Consider the following 21,875-nt stretch of genomic DNA (forward strand, 5'->3'; position numbering starts at 1 on the left):
TCATCCCCAATCCACCCTCGGCCAGCCCTTTTCCCCCGCCAGCTCCGCCAGCGGCTTGTGCGGGTTCGCAGCGTATGCCTCATCCGCAAATTCCAGCATCGGCGCGTCGGATACATGGTCTGAATAGGCGCGGATGTACGCCGCCTCGCGTGTGATGCCTTGGCTCGCCATCCAGTCGGTAATCATCCGCAGCTTGGCGGCGTCGTAGCAATTGTCACCTGCTATCCGCGCGCGCACATAGTCCAGATCCTGCCCCAGATGATCGGTCGCGATCACGGCGTCGAACCCCAGCCGCCGCGCAATCGCATCGACATAGAGCCGGTAGGATGCGGTCGCGAGCACGAGGGTATAGCCCTCGGCCTTGTCTTGCGCAATGCGAGCCAGCGCGCCCGCCCGTGCGTTGTTCGCCATCACCGCATCGGCATAGCTCTCGATGTGGGGGTTGAGGCGCGCCCGGCTCACCCGCCCGCCGATCATCAGCCGCTGATTGATTTCCTTCAGCGTCTTGCGCCGGATCAGCTTCGTCACATAGGCGAGCATCGCAAGCACTACGAGCGGAGCAAAAATGAGCCGCCACGGCGCCATCCGCGCCGCGACATGGAGCAGGAAGGGCGTGTAGGTGCCCCGGATCGTGATCGTGCGATCCATGTCATAGATCGCGAGTTTATGAGAAGGCATGGACATATCGCACCGTTGGGGCGTTTCGGCTTGCTGTGCAACAATTTATGGATCAGTAATCGCCCCTGATGACAGAGGTAGCAGCATTTACACTGGAACAAAGGGAGGAGAGCGGTGCTCCGTTGCTGCGCCTGTCTGGCTCGCTATCCATCGCGTGCCTCGGCGAACTGCCCAATGCTCTGGAGGCGTTGCCCGGCCCAGTAGGCGCGATAGACATTGGCGGCATAGAGCATATCGATACCATCGGCGCCTGGCTGGTCTATAGCCTTTCGCAAAAATGGGCGTGTGAGATAAGGGGCGCGGACGCAGATGCGCAACGGTTGATCGATGCTGTGAAGCCCTCTGCGGATGCGGGGCCGCCACCGGCACTTCATGCGGACAAGCTCAGCCCTGCAATCCGCATATTGGACCAGATCGGCGGCGCGACGATGGTGGCGCTTACCACGCTGGGTGGCCTCGTCGGCTTCCTCGGCGCGGTGATGATCGCGAGCTGGTCGTTGATACGCCACCCCTCGCGCTTCCGCTGGAATGCGGTGATCCAGCGGTTCGAGGTGGTGGGCGTCTCGGCGCTGGGCATCATCGGGCTGATGAGCTTCCTGATCGGCATCGTAATCGCGCAGCAGGGTGCGGTGCAGCTGCGCGCCTTTGGCATGGAGATCTTGACCGTCAATTTGGTGGGCCGCCTTACCTTGCGAGAGCTGGGCGTGCTGATGACGGCGATCATGGTGGCGGGGCGCTCCGGCTCGGCCTTCGCGGCGCAGATTGGCATGATGAAACTGACGGAAGAAGTCGACGCGATGCGCACTATCGGCGTGTCTCCCATGGAGGCGCTGGTGATGCCGCGCATCATGGCGGCGGTAGTGATGATGCCGCTGCTGGGCTTTTATGCCTCGGTGCTGGCGATCATCGGCGGCGGCTTCATGTGCGCGATTTCGCTTGAGATTCCGCCCGTGACCTTCGTTCAGCGCCTGCGCGAGGTGGTTCCGTTGCATGATCTTTGGATCGGCCTCATTAAGGCGCCGGTGTTCGGCCTCATTATCGGCATGAGCGGTTGCTATCAGGGGCTGCTGGTTAAATCCAACGCCGAGGAGGTAGGCCTGCGCACCACGGCGGCGGTGGTGCAGGCGATCTTCATGGTCATCGTGCTCGATGCGTTTTTCGCGGTGTTCTTTACCTGGGTAGGGTGGACATGAGCGGGGGCGAGCAGGGGGAGGATCTGGCAATTTGCGTGCGCGGGCTGCGCACCAGCTTTGGCGATCAGGTGGTGCACGAAGGGCTCGACCTTGACGTGCGCCGCGGTGAGATATTGGGTGTTGTGGGGGGGTCCGGCACTGGAAAGTCCGTTTTGATGCGCGCTATCATCGGTTTGCAACCAGCCGATGAGGGCGAAATCAGCGTTTTCGGCGAGTCGACTCTCAATCGCGATGATGAGGACACGCTGGCGCTGAGGCGGCGCTGGGGTGTGCTTTTTCAAGGCGGTGCCCTATTTTCCACCCTCACGGTGACAGAGAATATTGAGGTGCCGCTGCGGGAGTTCTACCCTCAGCTCGCACCCCATCTTCGTGACGAGATTGCCGCATACAAAATCCGCATGACAGGCCTTCCCGCAGACGCCGGACCCAAGTTTCCGGCTGAGCTTTCGGGCGGCATGAAGAAACGCGCCGGCCTTGCCCGCGCGCTGGCGATAGACCCGGATCTGCTGTTTCTCGACGAACCGACAGCGGGGCTGGACCCGATCGGCGCCGCAGCGTTTGACGAGCGCACACGGCAGTTGCAGCAAACGCTGGGCCTCACCGTTTTCCTTATCACGCATGATCTCGATACGCTCCACGCCATATGTGACCGCGTTGCCGTGCTGGCGGACAAGCGGGTGATTGCGGTCGGCACTATTGACGATCTGCTGGCGACAGAGCATCCGTGGATACAGGAATATTTCAATGGCCCGCGCGGGCGGGCGGCTCAGCCGCCAAAGGGCGGAAAGGACCAACGCTAGATGGAGACCCGATCCAACCATGTGCTGGTGGGCAGCGTGGTGCTCGTGCTGCTGCTGGCAGTGATGTTTGCCGCGTTTTGGTTTTCGCGTATCGCGGACGGGCAGGACGAGTTTTACGACATCTATTTCAAGCAGTCCGTCACTGGTCTGGCCAAGGGGTCTGGCGTTTCCTATGCGGGTGTGCCGTCTGGTCAGGTCAAGGAAATCGAGCTGTGGGACAAAGATCCCGGCTTCGTGCGTGTGCGCATTGCGGTGAAGGATGACACGCCAGTGCTTCAGGGTACTACGGCCACGATTCAAGGTGTGGGATTTACCGGCGTTTCCGAAATCGTGCTCGATGGTGCGGTGAAGGGCGCGCCACCGATCGCCTGCCCGGAAGAAAACCTCTATGCCTCCTGCCCCAACGGCGTGCCGGTGATCCCCACCAAGCCCGGCGCGCTGGGCGAACTGCTGACCAATGCGCCTCAGCTGATCGAGCGGCTATCGACCCTGACCGAGCGGCTAACGGAATTGCTGAATGACCAGAACCAAAAAAGCATCTCTGGAATTATCAGAAATACCGAAATTCTCACTGGAGCCATGGCAGCGAGCGCGCCGGAAATGCGCCTGACGATCACTGAAACTCGCACCACGCTGCAAAAGGCGGGACTGGCGGCAGACGAGATCACCAAGCTGGTGGGCACTACGAACAGCCTGCTCGATGAGCAGGGGCGGCCGATGCTGAAGGACTTGCGGGCCACCCTGCAATCCGCGAGCCGCAGCCTCGATACGCTCGACAAGACCATCGCAGAGGCGCAACCGGGCGTGCGCACCTTCTCGCGTGATACCATGCCCGAAATGAACCTGCTGATCCGAGACCTGCGTGAAATGTCGCGCTCGCTCCGCGCCATTTCGGAAAAGCTGGATCAGGAAGGGGCGGGATCGTTGCTGGGCGCGCCGCCGCTGCCCGATTACAAGGAGTAAGCCATGAGGCAGATAACCCGCACCGCCTTCATTGTCCCTGCAGCGCTGGCTCTGTGCGTGATCGCGAGCGGATGCGTCAAATTCGGGGGTAAGCCCCCCGCGCAGCTTCTCGCTATAGCCCCCATGACCAGCCCGCAGGCCGGCCAGACCGTCAGTAGCGCGGGAAAGCCGGTGCTCGCGGTCTTTGCGCCCGATGTTCCGCGCAAGATAGACACCTTGCGTATTGCGGTGCAGGCGGATGCCACCAGCGTCGCCTATGTCAAGAAGGCGCAATGGGCAGAGACGCCGCGCCAGATGTTCCGCCGCGTGCTCAGTGATACCATCGCCGCTGACGGCACGATCTTCGTGGCAGACGGCGAACAGAGCGCGATCCTCAAGGGGCGCCGCCTCGCCGGATCTCTGGTGGAATTCGGCATCGATGCCCGCACCCGTGAGGCGGTCGTGACCTATGATGCGACGCTGACCAGCGATACGCCGGGCGAAGCAATGCGCCAGCGGTTCTCGGCGCGGGTGCCGGTGCGCAAGATCGAGGCGGATCGCGTCGCCGGGCCGATCAACGAGGCCGCGAACAAGGTCGCTGCCGATGTCGCCGCCTGGGTGAAGGGGTAGCAGCAAAAAAGCAGGTGGTGCGCCGTGTTTGCTGGGAGTGCAGCATCTTTCCCTTCCCCTTTTGCGCGCTTCTCTCTATACCCTCCGCATGAGTGACGAACCAATAGACAGCAGCCCGAACACCAATGAATATGGCGCAGATAGTATCAAGGTCCTGAAAGGGCTGGATGCTGTTCGTAAACGCCCCGGCATGTATATTGGAGACACCGATGACGGCTCTGGCCTGCATCATATGGTGTTTGAAGTTTCCGATAACGCGATCGATGAGGCGCTGGCCGGGCACTGCGACAAGATCGTCATCACGCTGAACCCGGATGGCTCTGTTTCGGTCGAGGACAATGGCCGCGGCATCCCTACGGACATCCATAAAGAGGAGGGCGTTTCCGCCGCAGAGGTCATCATGACCCAGCTCCACGCGGGCGGAAAGTTCGAGAATACGTCTGACGACAACGCCTACAAGGTGTCGGGCGGCTTGCATGGTGTCGGCGTTTCGGTGGTGAACGCGCTGTCGGAGTTTCTGGATCTGACGATCTGGCGTGATGGCAAGGAGCATTATATGCGCTTTGCCCATGGCGATGCGGTGGCGCCGCTGAAGCTGGTCGGCCCTGCGCCTGAGGGCAAGAAAGGCACCAAGGTTACGTTCCTGCCTTCGCCCTCCACCTTCAAGATCACAGAGTTCGATTTCGAGAAGCTGGAACATCGCTATCGCGAATTGGCCTTTCTGAACTCAGGTGTGCGCCTGTTTCTTGTCGATGCGCGGCATGAGGAGAAAAAGGAGATCGAGCTGTTTTACGAGGGCGGGATCGCCGCGTTCGTGAGCTGGCTGGATCGCAACAAGACACCGCTGATGCCTACGCCGATCGCGATTACCGGCCAGCGGGATTCCATCGGCATCGATGTCGCGCTAGAATGGAACGACAGCTATTACGAAAACGTGCTGTGTTTCACCAACAACATCCCCCAGCGGGATGGCGGCACACACCTTGCCGCGTTTCGCGCGGCGCTCACGCGCACGCTCAACAACTATGCCGAGAAGTCCGGCCAGCTCAAAAAGGAGAAGGTCGCGCTCACCGGGGAGGACATGCGCGAGGGGCTGACGGCGATCGTCTCGGTCAAGCTGCCCGATCCGAAATTTTCATCACAGACCAAGGACAAGCTGGTCAGCTCCGAGGTGCGCCAGCCGCTTGAAAGCCTGATGGCGGACAAGATGGCCGAGTGGCTGGAGGAAAACCCCGCCAACGCCAAGATGATCATCCAGAAGGTGATCGACGCTGCCGCGGCGCGCGAGGCGGCGAAGCGTGCGCGCGAGCTGACGCGGCGCAAGGGTGCGATGGATATCGCTTCGTTGCCGGGTAAGCTTGCCGACTGTCAGGAACGAGATCCCGCCAAATCCGAACTGTTTCTGGTCGAGGGTGACTCGGCAGGCGGCTCCGCCAAGCAGGGCCGCAACCGGCATTTTCAGGCGATCCTGCCGTTGCGCGGCAAGATATTGAATGTGGAGCGCGCCCGCTTTGACCGTATGCTCGGCAGCCGCGAGATCGGTACGCTGATCCAGGCGATGGGCACCGGAATCCGTGACGATTTTACCATAGAAAAGCTGCGCTATCACAAGATCGTGATCATGACGGACGCGGACGTGGACGGCGCGCATATCCGTACCCTGCTGCTCACGTTTTTTTATAGGCAAATGCCACAAATTATTGAAAATGGTCATCTTTATATTGCTCAGCCGCCGCTGTACAAAGCAACGCGCGGGCGCAGCGAGGTCTACCTCAAGGATGACACGGCGCTCGATCAGTATCTCGTCGATAATGGCGTCGATACGATGGCGCTGGAGACGCATCAGGGTGTGCGGCTAGGCGCCGATCTGCGCAGCCTGATCGACCATGCGCGGCGCATGCGCACCGTGATGCGCTATGTGCCCCGGCGCTATGACGCGCGGATCATTGAGGCGCTTGCGCTGAACGGGGCGCTTGATGTTGAGCTGTCGGAAGCGGCGCGCACGGTCGCGCTGGCCGATGCTGTGCGCTGGATGGACACGCACGACGCGGAGGGCGCATGGACCGGCTCCATGAGCGAAGAGGGCGGCTATCACTTCCAGCGCAACTGGCGCGGCGTGACCGATCATATGGTGGTCGAGGCGGCGTTTCTCGGCAGTGCGGAGGCGCGCAAACTGCACGCCACGGTGGCTGAGCAGGTCGAGACCTATCGTCAGCCCAGCCGCCTCATCACCGCCAAGGCGATGGCGGCGGAGGATGCCGCGACCACTGCATCCGAAGATGGCGAGGATATGCCCGCCGCGCCGACAAAGGGGGTGACTGTCATCAGTCGGCCGAGCGAGTTGCTCGACGCCATTCTCGCCGCCGGGCGCAAGGGGCTGGCGATCCAGCGCTACAAGGGGCTGGGCGAGATGAACGCGGAGCAGCTGTGGGAGACCACGCTGGACCCCGAAGCGCGTTCGATGTTGCGCGTCGGCATAGAGCAGGCGGATGTGGCGGATGAAATCTTCACGCGCCTGATGGGCGATGTGGTGGAGCCGCGCCGGGAGTTTATTCAGGACAACGCACTGAACGTTGCCAATCTGGATGTGTGAGGGGCGGGCGCCGACTTAGAGCGCGCTGCGTTAAATCTGACGCAAGATGCGCGCTCTAACTTTTTGTTGCCGCATCGTTTTTTGCCAAAAACCGGTTCCCACTTTTTGGCGCGATGCTCTAGTCGTAAATCGGCCCGCCCTCATACTGGTCCAGCACCCAGGCTTCTGTGTTCGCGCCTTCCACCCATTCGACCATCCATGGATGAGCGAGCATCGCATCGACATAGGTCTGAGCGGTCTCACTCACTGGCAACTGATAGCCCTGAATTCGGAACACCACCGGCGCGAACATGATGTCGGCCGCGCCGAACTCTCCGAACAGATAAGGCCCGCCTGCGCCAAAGCGTGACCGCGCCTCGCTCCACAGCGCATCGATCCGCGCGATGTTCTCTGCCACGGCATCGCTCATCGGCTGGGCGTCGAAAATCTTGCGCACGTTCATGCTGCATGCTTTGCGCAGCGGCACATAGCCTGAGTGCATCTCGGCCACCATCGATCGCGCCAACGCCAGCGCTGCCTTCTCCTTCGGCCAGAAGCGCGTGCCGCCGGTGATGTCGTTGAGGTAATCCAGAATGGCGATGCTGTCCCACACAGCGATGTCGCCATCCCACAATGTTGGTACTTTGCCTGCCGACACCGCGACATCGGGCTGTGTTTTTCGCTGTGGCCAGTCCGCGTCATACATCGGTACAACCACTTCCTCATAAGGAAGGCTCGATTGCTTGACCGCAAGCCAGCCGCGCAGCGACCAGCTGGAATAGGCTTTGTTGCCGATGATGATTTTCAGCATGCTCGCTCCTTCACTCTACCGCCTCGATCACCGCCGCGCGCAGCTCCGCCAGCCCCATGCCTTTTTCCGATGAGGTGGCGAGGATTTCCGGATGTGCGGCGGGGCGGGTGCGCGCTTCGGCAGTGGTGCGCGCCGTTACTGCCTCCAGCTCCGACGCCTTGATCTTGTCCGCCTTGGTCAGCACTATGCGATAGCTCACTGCCGCATCGTCGAGCATCTTCATGATGTCGCGGTCTACATCCTTGATGCCGTGTCGTGCATCGATCAACAGCAGCGTGCGCTTCAGCACCGCACGCCCGCGCAAGTAATCGTTCACGAGGAAGCGCCATTGCTTCACCACATCCTTGGGCGCCTTGGCATAGCCATAACCGGGCATGTCGACGAGGCGGAACAGCAGCGGTTCCGCACCGACATCGAAGAAGTTCAGCTCCTGCGTGCGGCCGGGCGTGTTGGAGGTGCGCGCGAGGCTGTTGCGGTTGGTGAGCGCGTTCAGCAACGAGGATTTGCCGACGTTGGAGCGGCCCGCGAAAGCCACTTCCAGCACGTCCGGCTCCGGCAGGAACTTGAGGCTCGGCGCGGAACGCAGGAAGGTGATCGGCCCGGCAAAGATACGCCGGGCCTGTTCTATTTTCTCTTCGCGCTCTGCCTCATCGTTCACGCTTGCACCTTCATTGGGCCGGAGCCTGCTTCAGCTGCGGATGGCGGCTGTAGAGCCAGCTTTGCTGGGCGATCGTGAGGATGTTGGAAGTGATCCAGTAGATCAGTAGCCCGGCCGCGAACGGCGCCATAATGAACATCATCATCCATGGCATGATCGCGAATATCTGTTTCTGCATCTCGTCCATCGGCGCTGGGTTGAGCTTGAACTGCAACCACATGGTAATGCCAAGGATGATCGCGAGGATGCCGACGCCGAGGAAAGCGGGAACCTCGAACGGCAGCAGACCGAACAGGTTGAGTACATGCAGCGGATCGGGCGCGGAAAGATCCTTGATCCACAGCGCAAACGGCTGGTGCCGCATCTCGATCGTCAGCATCAGAACCTTGTAAAGCGCAAAGAAGATCGGGATTTGCAGGAAGATCGGCATACAGCCGGAGAAGGGATTGACCTTTTCCTTCTTGTAGAGGTCCATCAGCTCCTGTTGCAGCTTGGGCTTGTCGTCCTTGTGCTTTTCCTGCAGCGCCTTCATCTTGGGCTGGATCGCGCGCATCGCCGCCATCGAGGCGAACTGTTTTTGTGCGATCGGGAACATCAGCGCGCGCACGACGAAGGTGAGGCAGATGATCGCAACGCCGAAATTGTCGATCTGGGTGAACAGCCAGTGCAGCAGCGCGAAGATCGGCTTTTCGAACCAGTAGAACCAGCCCCAGTCGATCGAGCGGTCAAACAGGGTGATCCCGCTATCCTGATAGGCCTCCAGCACCTTCACTTCCTTGGCGCCGACGAACAGCCGGTTGGACTGGCTGAGCGACTTGCCGGGCGCGAGCACGACAGGAGGCAGGCTCACGTCTGCCTGATAGGTCTGCCCCGCGCCCTTGCGGAATTGGCCGTCGAAGCTTGCCTTCTGATCGGGCACCAAAGCAGAGAGCCAGTAGTGGTCGGTGAAGCCGATCCAGCCACCGGTGGAGGGCAGGCGGGCGCTATCACCGCTCTCATCCAGATCCTCGAACTCAATGTCATAGTTTGCAGCGCCGTTGAAGACACCGATCGGGCCGGTATGGATCGTCCAGGTTGAAGGGTCCTTGGAGTGGCCGACGCGGCTGATGAAGCCATAGCTGCGCACCGCCACCGCGCCCGCGCCGCGATTGGTCACGCTCTGGCGCGCGGTGATCATATAGTTGGCGTCAACCGATAGCGCGATCTCGAACAGCTGGCCTGCGCCATTGTCCCAGCGCAGCGTGACGGGGCTGGTGGGGGTCAGCTTGCTGCCTGAAGCCTGCCACACTGTGTTGGCGTCTGGCGCTTTCATGCCTTCACCCGCCCAGCCGAAGCCCGCGAAATGTGCGTCCTTCGTCCCCGCGGGCGAGAAAAGGGTAATGGGCGGGGAGTTCTTCTCGAGTGTCTGGCGATAGGTGGGGAGGGTGATGTCATCGATCCGCGCGCCCTTCAGCGCGATGGAGCCGGTGAGCTTGGGCGTTTCGATGACGACGCGCGGGCTCTGGCGCAGTACAGTGGCGCGGTCCTGCGGCGCGACTGGCATCGCCGGGTCAAGCGCGGGCGCACCCGATGCTGCAGCCGTGGGCTGGCCCGGTTGCGCGCTCTGCTTTTGGGCAGTTACCGCAGGCTTCATCGAGCCGGGAAACAGCCGCTCCGCCACATAGGGCCAACCGAACAGGATCAGCCCGGTCAGCAGCACGGCCAGAATCAGATTGCGCTTGTCGTCCACGTATTCTTGCTCCCCGCCGCACGGCGTGTGTTATTGTGTCTGATCCGAAACCCCGGATAACCGGCTTTTCGGATGTACCGCACCAACCCTCTTCCCCTCTCAAGATACCCTGCCGGGCGGTTGGGAAGGGGGAGAGGGCTGGCACCGAACTTACGAAATGCCCCGAAAAGGGGAATTTCGTATCAGGATCAACCCCTCAGGGGATCGGATCATGGCCCGATCCGCCCCAGGGATGGCAGCGCAATAGCCGTTTCAGCGCCAGCCAGCTACCCTTGATTGCGCCATATTTTTGGATTGCCCCCACGGCATAATGCGAGCAGCTAGGGTTATAGCGGCACGTGGGTGGCATCAGGCGCGATGGCCCCCATTGCCACAGCCGCGCAAAGCCGATGAGCAGGCGTGCAATCATGCAGTTCTGCGCAGCTTGCGCAGCGCCTTTTCCAGCTCTTGCGAGAGTAGAGCGAAATCCCGCTCAATCCCGCCCTCGCGGCCGATCAGCACATGATCCGCGCCAGGAAATCCGCCATTTGGAAGGATAGCACGGGCGAGCGCACGAAAGCGACGCTTCATGCGGTTGCGCACCACTGCGCCGCCGATTTTCTTCGTTACCGTGATGCCCAGCCGCATGGCGTCGTCGCCATCATGCCGTTCGCGCACCAGCAGGACAAAGCCGGGCATGGGCTGGCGGCGCGCCTTGTTGCAGGCCAGAAAGTCTGCGCGTTTGCGAATCGTGGCAAGCGGCTTTGCCCCGGATGGGGCGTCGGCAGGCGCTTGGCTCAGGCCGAAAGGCTCTTGCGGCCACGGGCGCGGCGGGCGCGCAGGATGTTGCGGCCGCCTACGGTCGCCATGCGGGCGCGGAAGCCGTGGCGCCGCTTGCGGACCAGGTTGCTCGGCTGAAAGGTGCGCTTCATCGCTCATTCCTCAAAAAATCGAATCATTTATGGCAAAAGCCGCCGAAACGGGGTTTCCCGTTGGCCGCCGCCAAACAGAGGCGTGCCGATAAGGAAAGCCGGGTGAAAAGTCAACGGGCGTTGTCCAGATGATTGACCGGCGAACCATTTGGAGGGATGCAGTGGAAGCAAGCCGGGGGGCAGGATATGGAGCTGGCAAGTCAGATCTTCGCGCTGATCATGGTAGCTGTGCCGCTGATCGTGGGCGCAGCGATGATCGTCTGGCGTATGCAGGGGCGCAGGCAGAAAATCTATCTGCTTATGCTGGCGCTGTTTCCGCTGCTGTTAATGGCCGCCGTGCTGATGCTGGGGGCGATATTTTCTCCCAGCCATGATTCGGGGTTTTCGAATCTTGCCTTCGGGATAATGCTGATCGGCATAGTTGCAGTGCTGCCATGGATGGCTGCATGTACAATCGGGTTCTTCCTTGGCGCGATGCTGCGCCGCCGCTATCCGCCGCCCGAACCTGTGCCTGTCCAGACAGCAGGCACAGCTGAGGTTGCCGCGCCGCCGCCCGTCCTGTTCCGCTCGGTGCCTGCCATCGTCCAGCCAGTCACGTCTCAACCAGCGCATCAGGAATTCTCGCCAGACGGTTCCATCCGGGTCGATATCCAGCCGGTTGAATGGGCGCAGAGCCAGTTTGCGGCGACGCCGCGCGTGGTACGGGTGTCGGACGGGCAGGTGCTGTGCGATCTGCTGGGTTCAGACTGGGATACGCATGTGGCCTTTCCGCGTGACGCCTATGTCTGGCTGGGCCTTCGCCGCTATCGCGCGCCGGGATATATGTTTGTGGAATTCGACATTGCGGCAGATCGCTATGGCATCGCGCTGAATTCGCTGGATGAGCCGGATGAGGTGGGTCCGCTTGGAGATGTGACAGACCGGCTCGAAGCGTGGTGGGAGAAGGCAAGCGCGACCGCCCTGTATCGCGCGGACAAGGAGCACCCGGTCTCTGTCGGGCCGGGGGGGCGCTTTGCCGCGTGGCGCTCGGCGCTCGTGATCCTTGTCGGCACGCTCGCGGCGATAGCGATACTTTCCTGGCTGTCGGTCAAATATGATATCGACCCTCCGCGCGTGCCGACATCGGTGCCGCATATTCCGCACATGCCGCACTGAGGCAGCAGAGCCTCAGCGCCTGTCTGTCACCTTGATGCCGGTGGTGAGGCGGTTGCCGATAATCTGCGGGCGGTCATTGGTCCAGTTCGCGACGAAAGTGCTGTTGCGGCCATAATTGCCGCCGAAGCTCGCCTGATTGTCGCGGATTTGCAGGCCGTTGCTGTCCCACTCCCGCCCCTCCGGCGCAATGGTGATGAACGCGGAATAATTATCCTTGTCGCGCCCCTGAACCATGATGTTGTTGGCGATGAGGCCGGATGCGCCGTTGGACAGGTCGATCATGTAATTGGTGAGGTGGCCCGCCCTGTCATCGAACACATTGCCCGTGATGGTAACGCGCGCGGCGCGGCTCTTGAGGTAATGACCGCCCATGCCCGCCTCAAACCGCGTCGCGGTGACGATGAGGTGGCCGTAGTGACCGACATAGATGCTATGCGCGCAGTCCAGATCGCGGTCGCAGCGGCCCAGCTTGCCGAAGATGCTGTGGTCTATGCGGATCGTCGATTGCGGGTCGTCGTGGGTGAGGATGCCTTCCTCGCTGGTGCGAAACAGGCTGGCCGAGACGGTGAGATTGCCACGCTCCAGCCGGATCCCCGCGCCGTTGCCATCTGGCACGCGCATGTTCTGGAAGATGATTGCCTCCACGGTCGCCGCCCTGCCACGCAGCACCAGGGCCGCCTTGCCTTCACAAGTAGTGCTATCGAACACCACGCTGCCCGGCTTTTGCGCACGATAGGTGATGACCCCCGCCTCCTGCACCGCGCATTGGCGATAGGTTCCGGGCGCGATCACGATGGTGCCGGAGCGGTCTCCCACCGCCGCCACAGCTTCACCCAAGGTGCGATAGGTGCGGCCTGTCTCCATGATACCGAAGGGATTGGGCTGATTGGTAGCCGCGGCCAGCAGTGGCACAAGCAAGAGGGGCAGGAACTTGCGCATCATCGTCAATCCATATTGGGTCGCAGCCATCGCTCCGCTGTAGCAAGATCGACCCCGCGACGCATCGCATATTCCTCCAACTGATCCCGCCCGATCCGCGCCACGCCGAAATATTCGGATTGCGGGTGGCCGAAGTAAAAACCGCTGACCGCCGCCGTCGGCCACATGGCGAGGCTGTCTGTGAGGGTGATGCCGGTGTGATGCGTGGCATCGAGCATCGGGAACAGCAGCTGCTTCTGGCTGTGATCCGGGCAGGCAGGATAGCCGGGCGCCGGACGGATGCCGCGATACTCCTCCTTGATCAGCGCTTCGTTGGTGAGTTGCTCGCCTTCTGCATAGCCCCACAATTCCGTGCGGACGTGATGGTGCAGCCGCTCGGCAAAGGCCTCGGCAAGGCGATCCGCAAGTGCCTTCAGCAGGATGTCGTTATAGTCGTCATGCCGCGCCTTGAATTGCGCCAGATGCGTTTCGATGCCGTGGCCCGCCGTTACGGCAAAGCCACCGATCCAGTCGCCATCATGGGAAATGAAATCCGCGAGGCACATGTTCGCGCGGCCCTCGCGCTTGGCGATCTGCTGCCGCAGGAAGGGCATGCGTATGTGCTTTTCATCTTCGACATGGATGATCACGTCGTCACCATCGCGGCGGCAGGGCCAGAGCGCCGCGACGCCTTTCGCCTGTATCCATTTCTCGGCGATGATCTGGTCCAGCATCGCCTGCGCATCAGCAAACAGCGAGGACGCGCTTTCGCCTACGACCGGGTCGGTCAGGATCGCGGGATAGTTGCCAGCCAGCTCCCATGCGCGGAAGAAGGGGGTCCAATCGATATATTGCCGCAGGTCCGCCAGATCCCAGTCCGAGAACACATGCAGGCCGGGCTGCTTCGGATCATGGGGCTTCAACGCTTCGTCAATTTCGAAAGCATTGGCGCGCGCGTCCTCGATGGAGATCAATGCGCTCTGGCCTTTGCCTGCGCGGACCTCGCGGATATGCCCATACTCCGCCGCCGTCTGGCTCACAAAGCCGTCCTTTTGGGTATCGGAAACCAGCGCCGTCGCCACGCCAACCGCGCGGGATGCATCCAGCACATGGACGACAGGGCCTTCGTAAGCCTGATCGATGCGCAGTGCGGTGTGGACCTTGGATGTCGTCGCCCCGCCGATCAGCAGCGGCATGGTGAAGCCCGCACGCTGCATCTCCTCAGCCACCGTCACCATCTCGTCCAGTGATGGCGTGATAAGGCCGGATAGGCCGATCATGTCGGCATTATTCTCGTTTGCGGCCTCAAGAATCGTGCTCCATGGCACCATCACGCCAAGATCAATCACCTCAAAGCCATTGCACTGCATGACGACGCCAACGATGTTCTTGCCGATGTCATGCACGTCGCCCTTCACGGTCGCCATGATGATGCGGCCCTTGCCCTTTGAGTTCTCGTCCTTTTCTGCCTCGATATAGGGGAAGAGATGGGCGACAGCCTGTTTCATTACGCGGGCAGATTTGACCACCTGAGGCAGGAACATTTTGCCGGAACCGAAGAGATCGCCGACGACGTTCATCCCGTCCATCAGCGGGCCTTCGATCACCTCGATGGGCCTGCCGCCGCGCGCGGCGACGGCGAGGCGGGCTTCCTCGGTATCGGCGATGACGTGCGCGTCTATGCCCTTGACCAGCGCATGTTCGATCCGCTTTTCGACCGGCCAGCCGCGCCATTCCTCTGCGGCCTTTTCGGCCACGGCGTCCGTCCCGCGGAATTTCTCGGCCAGTGTGACGAGGCGCTCGCCCGCATCCACATCGCGGTTGAGGATCACATCCTCGCAGGCAGTGCGCAGTTCCGGGTCTATCGTGTCATAAACATCGAGCTGCCCCGCGTTGACGATCGCCATATCGAGGCCAGCGGGGATCGCGTGATAGAGGAACACGCTGTGCATCGCGCGGCGCACCGTCTCGTTGCCACGGAAGGAGAAGGAAAGGTTCGAGAGGCCGCCCGAAATATGCACATGCGGGCAGCGCGCGCGGATTTCTCGGCAGGCCTCGATGAAATCGACCGCGTAGTTGTTGTGCTCCTCGATCCCGGTGGCGACCGCGAAGATATTGGGGTCAAAGATGATGTCTTCTGGCGGAAAGCCGATGCCGACGAGCAGATTGTAGGCGCGCTCGCAGATCTCGACCTTGCGTGCCTTGGTGTCTGCCTGCCCGACCTCGTCGAACGCCATCACGACCACGGCGGCGCCATAGGCCATGCACTTGCGCGCATGTTCGAGGAATTGCGCTTCGCCTTCCTTCATGCTGATCGAGTTGACGATCGGCTTGCCGGAGACGCACTTCAGCCCCGCCTCGATCACGCTCCATTTCGAGCTGTCGATCATTACCGGCACACGGCTGATGTCCGGCTCTGCGGTGATGAGCTTCAGGAACTGTTCCATTGCGGCCTGACTGTCCAGCAGGCCTTCGTCCATGTTGACATCGACGATCTGCGCGCCGTTCTCGACCTGCTGCCGCGCGACTTCCACGGCCTTGGCATAGTCGCCCGCCATGATGAGCTTCTTGAACGCCGCGGAGCCGGTGATGTTGGTACGCTCGCCGATGTTGACGAAGGTTGCTGTGCTTTGGGTGGCCATGATAATCCGATTCAAGCCGCGATGTGCATAGGTTCGAGGCCCGCCAGGCGGGTGATGACGGGCAGGGTGGGGATAGGCCGCGGGGTCGCGCCTTCCAGCGCCTTCGCAATCGCGCCGATATGCGCAGGCGTGGTGCCACAGCATCCGCCGACCATATTGACTAGCCCTTCCTCTATCCACACACGGATCAGTTCTGCCGTCTGCTCTGGAAGCTCGTCATATTGCCCCAACTCGTTGGGCAGGCCCGCATTGGGATAAGCGAGGATCAGCGTGTCCGCGATCTTGGAAAGCTCCGAGAGATAGGGCCGCAGCCTGTCCGCCCCAAAAGCGCAATTGACGCCGATGGTCAGTGGCTTCAGATGCCGCAGCGAATACCAGAATGCCGCGATGGTGTGGCCGGAGAGGTTGCGGCCAGACATATCGGTGATCGTAAAGCTCAGCATCAGCGGCACGGAGCGGCCAGACGCTGCCTCGGCTTCCTTCGCCGCCATGCCCGCCGCCTTGGCGTTCAAGGTGTCGAAGCAGGTTTCGATCAGCAGGAAATCGACGCCCCCTTCGATCAGCGCGGCGCACTGCTCGTGATATTGCTCTTTCAGCGTGTCATAATCCACCTCGCGGAAGGCGGGGTCATTGACCTTGGGGCTGATTGACAGTGTTTTGTTGGTGGGGCCGATGGAGCCGGCGACGAAACGCTTGATGCCGTCCTTCGCCTCGGCCGCATCGCAGCACTCGCGGGCCAGCCGGGCGGCGGTGACGTTCAGCTCATGCACCAGATGTTCGCAGCCATAATCCGCCATCGCAATCCGCGTGCCGGAGAAGGTGTTGGTCTCGATCATGTCAGCGCCATTGTCGAGATAGGCGGTGTGGATCGCCTTCACGATGTCCGGTCGGGTGAGGCACAGCAGGTCGTTATTGCCTTTTTGGTCCTTTTCCAGCGGCAGGTCGCCGCGATAGTCGGCTTCGCTGAGGCCATATTTCTGGATCGAAGTGCCATAGCCGCCATCAAAGATCATCACCTTCCGGGCGGCGCGCTCGCGGAAGGCGGTTTCGGCGCCAGAGTCATTCAGGGTCATGCGACTTGTCCTTGCGGGCGCAGGCCGAGCAGATGGCAGATCGCATAGCTCAGCTCGGCGCGGTTCAATGTGTAGAAATGGAAGCTGCGCACGCCGCCCGCATAGAGCTTGCGGCACAGCTCTGCGGTGATGGTAGCGGCGATGAGCTGGCGTGCTGGGGGGTGATCGTCCAGCCCTTCGAACAACCGCGCCATCCAGCTCGGCACTTCGGTGTTGCACATGGCGGCCATGCGCAGGGTGGAGGCAAAGTTCGTGACGGGCATGATGCCGGGCAGAATTTCGGCTTCGATTCCCGCTGCGCGCGCTTTGTCGACGAAGCGGAAATAGGCTTCGGGCGAAAAGAAGAACTGCGTGATCGCGCGGGCCGCCCCGGCGTCAAGTTTGCGCTTGAGGTTATCGAGATCAGACTGGGCGGAGAGCGCCTCCGGGTGGGTTTCGGGATAGGCGGCGACGGAGATTTCGAAATCATGCAGCGCGCGCAGACCCGCCACCAACTCCGCCGCGCTGGCATAACCATCGGGGTGTGGCTCGAACTTCGCGCCCATTTCTGGCGGGTCGCCGCGTAAGGCGACGATATGGCGCACCCCGGCCTGCCAATAGGCATCGGCTACCTCGGCGATCTCGTCCTTGCTGGCGTCGACGCAGGTCAAGTGCGCGGCGGCGGGGATAGAAGTGTCCCTCGCGATGCGCGCAACCGTGTTGTGCGTGCGCTCGCGGGTGGAGCCGCCTGCTCCATATGTAACCGAGATGAAACGGGGCGCCAGCGGTGTCAGCGTTTCGATGCTGTCCCACAGCTGCGCTTCCATCTTCTCCGTCTTGGGCGGGAAAAATTCGAAGCTCACCTCGGCGTCTCCGCCCAGATCGGCGTAAAGCGGGGTGTCGAGGATGCGGCGCGCTTCTTCGAGCGCTCTACGTTCGGCATTCATGATATTTGTCGTTCCCTGATAGGCGTGACGTTGGCGGATTTGCGCCGCCCCAGCCATAGTTTCACGGTCAGCTCGCCACTGGGCAGCGTGTCGGTCCGTTCCATGTCAATCCCGGCTTCGGTGAACCAGTCTGCGATCTGGTCATCCGAAAAGCCCAGGCGCTCATGCTGATCGCGCGTGCGCAGTTCTTCTCGATCATGCGCCTCGAAATCCACGATCAGCAGGCGACCGTTATCTTTCAGCACCCGCGCAGCCTCGGCGATCGCGCGCTGGGGGGTGGCGCTATAGTGCAAAATCTGGTGCGCCGTAACGAGGTCTGCCGCAGCGTCGCCAAAGGGCAGGGCGCAGAAATCTCCCAGCAGCAAGTTATATTTTTCGGCTCCCTCCTGCGGCAGCTTGGCGCGGGCGAGGCGAAGCATGTCGGGGCTGCGATCAATCGCGTCGACATGGCGCGCGCGTTCGCCCAGCAGCGCGATCATCCGCCCTGTGCCGGTGCCGAGATCGAGCAGGTGACTGAACGGCTCGGCTCCCAGTGCGCGAACGATAGCCTGTTCGACCTCGGCCTCGGGCACATAGAGCGAGCCGAGCGCATCCCATTGTTCGGCGTGGGCGGCGAAATATTCATCCGCCGCGCGCACCCGGTCCGCGCGGATTGCGGCGAGGCGGGCAAGATCGGCCTTCAGCCACAGGCCTTCGCTCGCGTCCGATGGAATATCCGCGAACATCGCCATCAGTTGGCGACAGGATTCTGATTGCGCAAGCCGCAGGAATACCCAGTTCCCCTCCTTGCGGCGACCAATCAAATCGGCCTCGGCGAGGATTTTTACGTGGCGTGAAACGCGGGGCTGGCTCTGCCCAACGGCCTGTGCAAGCTCGCCGACAGACAGCTCCATTGCACCGAGGAGGTGCATGATGCGCATCCTTGTCGGGTCCGCCATAGCGCGGAAAATGTCGAGTAGTTCTGCCATGCTGAGCTTATATAAAGAATTCTTTATATAGGTCAACCGGCATGGTTATTTGCATGCGCCTTGGCCCATTTGGCCTGACTTCCGTGGCAATATACGACAATTCGCGCAATCAGGCGCTTGCGTTCGCCGAATCATGGCAGTATTTATTCGCGCAGCAGGCTCAAGAGGGGGGTAAGCTTTTCTCCGAGAGAAGCCTGCGTCGTCAGTATCTCAGAGAAAGGGTTTACCCATGAAGAAGACTATCGCACTTTCGCTCGTTATCGCCGCTTCGATGGGCCTTGCTGCTTGCTCCAAGAGCGAGGAAGGCAACGCGATGAACAACGCTGCCGAGAACGTCACCAACGCTGCCGAGAACACCATGAACGCCGCAATGAACGCTGGCGAGAATGTTGCCAACGCAGTGAACGCGACCGAGAACGCCGCAAACGCTCAGTAAGTTCAGGCGAACAGGGTTTTAAGGGGGTGCGGCCTTCGGGTGCGCGCCCCTTTTTATTTTCACGAGGACCCAGATGACCCATACCGTTCCCATACCGGGGCCGTTGCTGCCAATATTACCTGCGCTTGCTCTGCTGGCGGGGTGTGGCGCTAACGACAGCGCGGCCGGGCCGGGCGGGGTTACGGCGGGCGAAGCGCGCGCGCTTAACGAGGCGGCGCTCATTCTGGATGCCCGCGCCGGCAATGCTGTCTCCGCCATGGCTGATAACGCGCAGGACGCGGCGCATAGTCAGTAGAATTGCCTATTTATTGTGCAATACGCATGCGCTGCCTAAATTTGCAGCGTTCATCCCCCCGCCATTTTCGCCAAAGACCGCATTAACCCGTTATTAACAAGTTGGCACGGCTCTTGCGTAAATACCTCCGCACACCAGACAAGGGGGTAGCATGAAACTAGTCATGGCAATCATTAAGCCGTTCAAGCTGGACGACGTGCGGGACGCTTTGTCCTCGCTCGGCGTGGCGGGCATGACGGTGAGCGAAGTCAAGGGCTTCGGACGTCAAAAGGGGCAGACCGAGATTTATCGCGGCGCCGAATACAGCACAAACATGGTTCCGAAGATCAAGGTGGAGGTCGTGTGCGATGACGCGCTCGCTCCCCGCGTGGTCGAAGCCGTTCAGCAGGCCGCCAACAGCGGCGCTATCGGCGATGGCAAGATCTTCGTTCTTGATGTCGGCGAGGCGGTGCGCATACGCACCGGCGAAACCGGCGACACCGCGCTGTGATGAAAGGGGAAATAATGAGCATTTCCAAGAAAATTTGCGGTGTGACCGGGGCGCTTGCCGCTCTTGCCGCCGCGACGCCCGTGTGGGCGCAGGACATGATAAAAAATCCGACTGTCGAACAAATGGCGACGATGATGAACAAGGGCGACATCGCCTGGATGTTGGTCTCCAGCGTTCTCGTGCTGATGATGTCGATCCCCGGACTAGCCCTGTTCTATGGCGGCCTCGTGCGCAGCAAGAATATGCTTTCGGTGCTGATGCAGGTGTTCATGATCGTTTCGGTCGCTGGCATTCTCTGGTGCCTCTATGGCTACTCGATGGCCTTCACCAGCGGCGGGGATAACCACTTCTTCGGCGGTTTCTCCAAGGCGTTCCTCACCGGCGTGACCGGCGGCACCTACGCCGCAACGTTCAGCAACAATCTCTATCTGCCTGAGCTGGTTTTCGTCGTCTTCCAGATGACATTCGCGATGATCACGCCTGCGCTGATCGTTGGCGCCTTTGCGGAACGTATCAAGTTCTCTGCGCTGATCGTGTTCGTCATCGCCTGGTCGACGATCGTCTATTATCCGATCGCGCACATGGTATGGTACTGGGCCGGACCGGACTTTTTGGCTGACGCGCCAACCGATTACGGCTTCCTCTGGGGCATGGGCGCTCTGGACTTCGCCGGCGGCACCGTGGTGCACATCAACGCCGGTGTAGCTGGATTGATCGGCTGCCTCATGGTCGGCAAGCGTATCGGCTTCCCCAAGGAACCGATGGCTCCGCACTCGCTGACCATGACCATGATCGGCGCTTCGCTGCTGTGGGTCGGCTGGTTTGGTTTCAACGCCGGTTCCAACCTCGAAGCGAATGGTGTGACGGCGGTTGCGTTCATCAACACCATGGTCGCCACCTGTGCGGCTGCGGTAGCCTGGGCTCTTGTTGAGCAGGTCCATCACGGCAAGGCTTCGATGCTGGGTGCCGCGACGGGTGCGGTGGCCGGTCTGGTCGCCATCACCCCGGCTTCAGGCTTTGCTGCGCCGATGACCTCGATCCTGCTCGGCTTTGTCGTTTCGCCAATCTGCTATCTCTTCGTCACCAAGGTGAAGAGCATGTTCGGCTATGACGACAGCCTCGACGTGTTCGGTGTGCACTGCATCGGCGGCATCGTCGGCGCGATCGCTACCGGTATTGTCGCCGATCCGGCGCTCGGTGGTCAGGGCTTCTTCGACTACACCCAGTTCCCGGCCGCTGTCGGCGTCTATGACATGGGTGCGCAGGTCGTCACCCAGATCAAGGCGGTTCTCGTTACGATCCTGTGGTCCGGCATCGGCTCGGCTGTGCTCTACTTCATCATCGACAAGACCATCGGTCTGCGTCCGAGTGCGGAAGCCGAGCAGCAGGGCCTCGACCTCACCAGCCACGGCGAGCGCGCCTACAATATGTAAGAATTGGCAGGGCGGCGCGGGGGAACCTCAAGCGCCGCCCGCCTGACAGTGTTCCTCCTGCGAACATACCTGGGGCCGGTGCAGCAATGCGCCGGCCCAATTTTATGGATTTGTTATTGGGCGGCCCCCAACGCGTCCATGATCTGGCGCACGGGCGAGAGATCATAGCCCGCCGCCGCCGCAAGGTCTGACAATGCATCAGGATTGTCACCAGCGCGGGCGCGCGCCAGCGCCCAGAGCAGGGTCGAGCGGGTGCCGGAGCGGCAATAGGCAAGCAGTTTGCCGCCGCCACCGGTAGCGCTCCCTAGCGCTTCGTCCATACCGTCAAGCTGCCAGGGGGCAAAGCCGCTGTGATTCACGGGCACGGCGGCATAGCCTATCCCCGCTGCCGCCGCCGCCTCCGCAATGTCATCACCCGGCGTTTGATCAGCCGATTCGCCTTCAGGCCGGTTGTTAAGGATGAAGCTGACACCCATCTCCTTGGCCCGCGCCACATCCTCCACGCTGATCTGTGGCGAAACGAGGACGGTATTGGTGAGCGGACGGAACATAGGCGTATCTCCTTGGGAAGCGCTCCACTCATAGGCCGCGCGCCGCCAAGTTCAAGCCCGGCCC

Annotated in this window: 23 protein-coding genes; 10 read left to right on the top strand and 13 right to left on the bottom strand. The window is 61.4% G+C overall.

Going from position 1 to position 21,875, the window contains the following annotated elements:
* Positions 1 to 684, bottom strand: coding sequence for an HAD family hydrolase (locus EQG66_RS08600; protein WP_281273925.1), 684 nt, complete (start codon positions 682 to 684; stop codon positions 1 to 3).
* A gap of 62 nt (positions 685 to 746) precedes the next feature.
* Between EQG66_RS08600 and EQG66_RS08605 the strand changes: the two genes are divergently transcribed.
* From EQG66_RS08605 to gyrB, 5 genes are all read left to right on the top strand, one after another.
* Positions 747 to 1,871: an MlaE family ABC transporter permease gene (locus EQG66_RS08605; RefSeq protein ID WP_129404187.1), complete on the top strand. Its 1,125-nt coding sequence runs from the start codon at positions 747 to 749 to the stop codon at positions 1,869 to 1,871.
* Entirely contained in the window at positions 1,868 to 2,671 is an 804-nt protein-coding gene (locus EQG66_RS08610; protein WP_129404188.1) for an ABC transporter ATP-binding protein, read from the top strand. The genes EQG66_RS08605 and EQG66_RS08610 overlap by 4 nt, the downstream gene beginning before the upstream one ends.
* Positions 2,672 to 3,634 (top strand): MlaD family protein, encoded by a 963-nt coding sequence (locus EQG66_RS08615; protein ID WP_129404189.1) that lies wholly within the window; start codon positions 2,672 to 2,674, stop codon positions 3,632 to 3,634.
* Between the two features lie 3 nt (positions 3,635 to 3,637).
* Positions 3,638 to 4,243 (top strand): ABC-type transport auxiliary lipoprotein family protein, encoded by a 606-nt coding sequence (locus EQG66_RS08620; protein WP_129404190.1) that lies wholly within the window; start codon positions 3,638 to 3,640, stop codon positions 4,241 to 4,243.
* 88 nt (positions 4,244 to 4,331) lie between these two features.
* Complete coding sequence (gyrB, locus tag EQG66_RS08625; RefSeq protein ID WP_129404191.1) at positions 4,332 to 6,836, top strand: DNA topoisomerase (ATP-hydrolyzing) subunit B; 2,505 nt, start codon at positions 4,332 to 4,334, stop codon at positions 6,834 to 6,836.
* A 118-nt stretch (positions 6,837 to 6,954) separates the two neighbouring features.
* On the opposite strand, the gene EQG66_RS08630 is transcribed toward gyrB, so the two are convergent.
* From EQG66_RS08630 to rpmH, 6 genes are all read right to left on the bottom strand, one after another.
* Positions 6,955 to 7,626, bottom strand: a complete 672-nt coding sequence (locus EQG66_RS08630) for a glutathione S-transferase family protein (RefSeq protein ID WP_129404192.1) — start codon at positions 7,624 to 7,626, stop codon at positions 6,955 to 6,957.
* Between the two features lie 10 nt (positions 7,627 to 7,636).
* Complete coding sequence (gene yihA, locus EQG66_RS08635; protein ID WP_129404193.1) at positions 7,637 to 8,284, bottom strand: ribosome biogenesis GTP-binding protein YihA/YsxC; 648 nt, start codon at positions 8,282 to 8,284, stop codon at positions 7,637 to 7,639.
* 10 nt (positions 8,285 to 8,294) lie between these two features.
* Entirely contained in the window at positions 8,295 to 10,013 is a 1,719-nt protein-coding gene (yidC, locus tag EQG66_RS08640; RefSeq protein WP_129404194.1) for a membrane protein insertase YidC, read from the bottom strand.
* Between the two features lie 196 nt (positions 10,014 to 10,209).
* Positions 10,210 to 10,422, bottom strand: a complete 213-nt coding sequence (yidD, locus tag EQG66_RS08645) for a membrane protein insertion efficiency factor YidD (RefSeq protein ID WP_129404195.1) — start codon at positions 10,420 to 10,422, stop codon at positions 10,210 to 10,212.
* Entirely contained in the window at positions 10,419 to 10,793 is a 375-nt protein-coding gene (gene rnpA / locus EQG66_RS08650; protein WP_281273927.1) for a ribonuclease P protein component, read from the bottom strand. Before rnpA ends, yidD begins: the two co-directional genes overlap by 4 nt.
* On the bottom strand, positions 10,790 to 10,924 hold the full coding sequence (gene rpmH / locus EQG66_RS08655; protein WP_070156881.1) for a 50S ribosomal protein L34: 135 nt from the start codon (positions 10,922 to 10,924) through the stop codon (positions 10,790 to 10,792). Before rpmH ends, rnpA begins: the two co-directional genes overlap by 4 nt.
* 156 nt (positions 10,925 to 11,080) lie before the next feature.
* On the opposite strand from rpmH, the gene EQG66_RS08660 reads away from it, so the two are divergent.
* Positions 11,081 to 12,079, top strand: a complete 999-nt coding sequence (locus EQG66_RS08660) for a hypothetical protein (RefSeq protein ID WP_129404196.1) — start codon at positions 11,081 to 11,083, stop codon at positions 12,077 to 12,079.
* A gap of 12 nt (positions 12,080 to 12,091) precedes the next feature.
* Here the strand turns inward: EQG66_RS08660 and EQG66_RS08665 are convergent, their stop codons facing one another.
* The 5 genes from EQG66_RS08665 to EQG66_RS08685 are packed head-to-tail and all read right to left on the bottom strand — an operon-like array spanning position 12,092 to position 18,606.
* A complete protein-coding gene (locus tag EQG66_RS08665; protein WP_425470233.1) occupies positions 12,092 to 13,048 on the bottom strand; it encodes a polysaccharide lyase domain-containing protein in 957 nt (318 codons plus the stop codon).
* Entirely contained in the window at positions 13,024 to 15,639 is a 2,616-nt protein-coding gene (metH, locus tag EQG66_RS08670; protein ID WP_129404197.1) for a methionine synthase, read from the bottom strand. Before metH ends, EQG66_RS08665 begins: the two co-directional genes overlap by 25 nt.
* An 11-nt stretch (positions 15,640 to 15,650) precedes the next feature.
* Positions 15,651 to 16,712: a homocysteine S-methyltransferase family protein gene (locus EQG66_RS08675; RefSeq protein WP_129404198.1), complete on the bottom strand. Its 1,062-nt coding sequence runs from the start codon at positions 16,710 to 16,712 to the stop codon at positions 15,651 to 15,653.
* Positions 16,709 to 17,638, bottom strand: coding sequence for a methylenetetrahydrofolate reductase (metF, locus tag EQG66_RS08680; protein WP_129404199.1), 930 nt, complete (start codon positions 17,636 to 17,638; stop codon positions 16,709 to 16,711). The genes EQG66_RS08675 and metF overlap by 4 nt, the downstream gene beginning before the upstream one ends.
* Entirely contained in the window at positions 17,635 to 18,606 is a 972-nt protein-coding gene (locus tag EQG66_RS08685) for an ArsR/SmtB family transcription factor (protein WP_129404200.1), read from the bottom strand. The genes metF and EQG66_RS08685 overlap by 4 nt, the downstream gene beginning before the upstream one ends.
* Before the next feature lie 229 nt (positions 18,607 to 18,835).
* Between EQG66_RS08685 and EQG66_RS08690 the strand changes: the two genes are divergently transcribed.
* The 4 genes from EQG66_RS08690 (at position 18,836) to EQG66_RS08705 (ending at position 21,260) form a co-directional block, all read left to right on the top strand.
* Complete coding sequence (locus EQG66_RS08690; protein WP_129404201.1) at positions 18,836 to 19,042, top strand: circumsporozoite protein; 207 nt, start codon at positions 18,836 to 18,838, stop codon at positions 19,040 to 19,042.
* A 73-nt stretch (positions 19,043 to 19,115) separates the two neighbouring features.
* A complete protein-coding gene (locus tag EQG66_RS08695) occupies positions 19,116 to 19,337 on the top strand; it encodes a hypothetical protein (protein ID WP_129404202.1) in 222 nt (73 codons plus the stop codon).
* Positions 19,338 to 19,488: 151 nt separating this feature from the next.
* Positions 19,489 to 19,827: a P-II family nitrogen regulator gene (locus EQG66_RS08700; protein WP_129404203.1), complete on the top strand. Its 339-nt coding sequence runs from the start codon at positions 19,489 to 19,491 to the stop codon at positions 19,825 to 19,827.
* A 14-nt stretch (positions 19,828 to 19,841) separates the two neighbouring features.
* Positions 19,842 to 21,260, top strand: coding sequence for an ammonium transporter (locus tag EQG66_RS08705; RefSeq protein ID WP_129404204.1), 1,419 nt, complete (start codon positions 19,842 to 19,844; stop codon positions 21,258 to 21,260).
* 113 nt (positions 21,261 to 21,373) lie between these two features.
* On the opposite strand, the gene EQG66_RS08710 is transcribed toward EQG66_RS08705, so the two are convergent.
* Entirely contained in the window at positions 21,374 to 21,811 is a 438-nt protein-coding gene (locus tag EQG66_RS08710) for a protein tyrosine phosphatase family protein (RefSeq protein ID WP_129404205.1), read from the bottom strand.
* Positions 21,812 to 21,875: the final 64 nt, after the last annotated feature.

The sequence above is a fragment of the Sphingobium fluviale genome (assembly GCF_004122115.1).
GTDB lineage: Bacteria > Pseudomonadota > Alphaproteobacteria > Sphingomonadales > Sphingomonadaceae > Sphingobium > Sphingobium fluviale.

Bases quoted from the DNA above. Each gene is read 5' to 3' on its own strand.
- EQG66_RS08615 (WP_129404189.1), top strand. From the start codon at position 2,672: ATGGAGACCCGATCCAACCATGTGCTGGTGGGCAGCGTGGTGCTCGTG.
- EQG66_RS08660 (WP_129404196.1), top strand. From the start codon at position 11,081: ATGCAGTGGAAGCAAGCCGGGGGGCAGGATATGGAGCTGGCAAGTCAG.
- EQG66_RS08620 (WP_129404190.1), top strand. From the start codon at position 3,638: ATGAGGCAGATAACCCGCACCGCCTTCATTGTCCCTGCAGCGCTGGCT.
- EQG66_RS08610 (WP_129404188.1), top strand. From the start codon at position 1,868: ATGAGCGGGGGCGAGCAGGGGGAGGATCTGGCAATTTGCGTGCGCGGG.
- EQG66_RS08605 (WP_129404187.1), top strand. From the start codon at position 747: ATGACAGAGGTAGCAGCATTTACACTGGAACAAAGGGAGGAGAGCGGT.
- EQG66_RS08675 (WP_129404198.1), bottom strand. From the start codon at position 16,712: ATGACCCTGAATGACTCTGGCGCCGAAACCGCCTTCCGCGAGCGCGCC.
- EQG66_RS08705 (WP_129404204.1), top strand. From the start codon at position 19,842: ATGAGCATTTCCAAGAAAATTTGCGGTGTGACCGGGGCGCTTGCCGCT.
- EQG66_RS08690 (WP_129404201.1), top strand. From the start codon at position 18,836: ATGAAGAAGACTATCGCACTTTCGCTCGTTATCGCCGCTTCGATGGGC.
- EQG66_RS08695 (WP_129404202.1), top strand. From the start codon at position 19,116: ATGACCCATACCGTTCCCATACCGGGGCCGTTGCTGCCAATATTACCT.
- EQG66_RS08700 (WP_129404203.1), top strand. From the start codon at position 19,489: ATGAAACTAGTCATGGCAATCATTAAGCCGTTCAAGCTGGACGACGTG.
- EQG66_RS08600 (WP_281273925.1), bottom strand. From the start codon at position 684: ATGTCCATGCCTTCTCATAAACTCGCGATCTATGACATGGATCGCACG.
- EQG66_RS08685 (WP_129404200.1), bottom strand. From the start codon at position 18,606: ATGGCAGAACTACTCGACATTTTCCGCGCTATGGCGGACCCGACAAGG.
- gyrB (WP_129404191.1), top strand. From the start codon at position 4,332: ATGAGTGACGAACCAATAGACAGCAGCCCGAACACCAATGAATATGGC.
- EQG66_RS08630 (WP_129404192.1), bottom strand. From the start codon at position 7,626: ATGCTGAAAATCATCATCGGCAACAAAGCCTATTCCAGCTGGTCGCTG.
- EQG66_RS08710 (WP_129404205.1), bottom strand. From the start codon at position 21,811: ATGTTCCGTCCGCTCACCAATACCGTCCTCGTTTCGCCACAGATCAGC.
- metF (WP_129404199.1), bottom strand. From the start codon at position 17,638: ATGAATGCCGAACGTAGAGCGCTCGAAGAAGCGCGCCGCATCCTCGAC.
- metH (WP_129404197.1), bottom strand. From the start codon at position 15,639: ATGGCCACCCAAAGCACAGCAACCTTCGTCAACATCGGCGAGCGTACC.
- rpmH (WP_070156881.1), bottom strand. From the start codon at position 10,924: ATGAAGCGCACCTTTCAGCCGAGCAACCTGGTCCGCAAGCGGCGCCAC.
- EQG66_RS08665 (WP_425470233.1), bottom strand. From the start codon at position 13,048: ATGGCTGCGACCCAATATGGATTGACGATGATGCGCAAGTTCCTGCCC.
- yidD (WP_129404195.1), bottom strand. From the start codon at position 10,422: ATGATTGCACGCCTGCTCATCGGCTTTGCGCGGCTGTGGCAATGGGGG.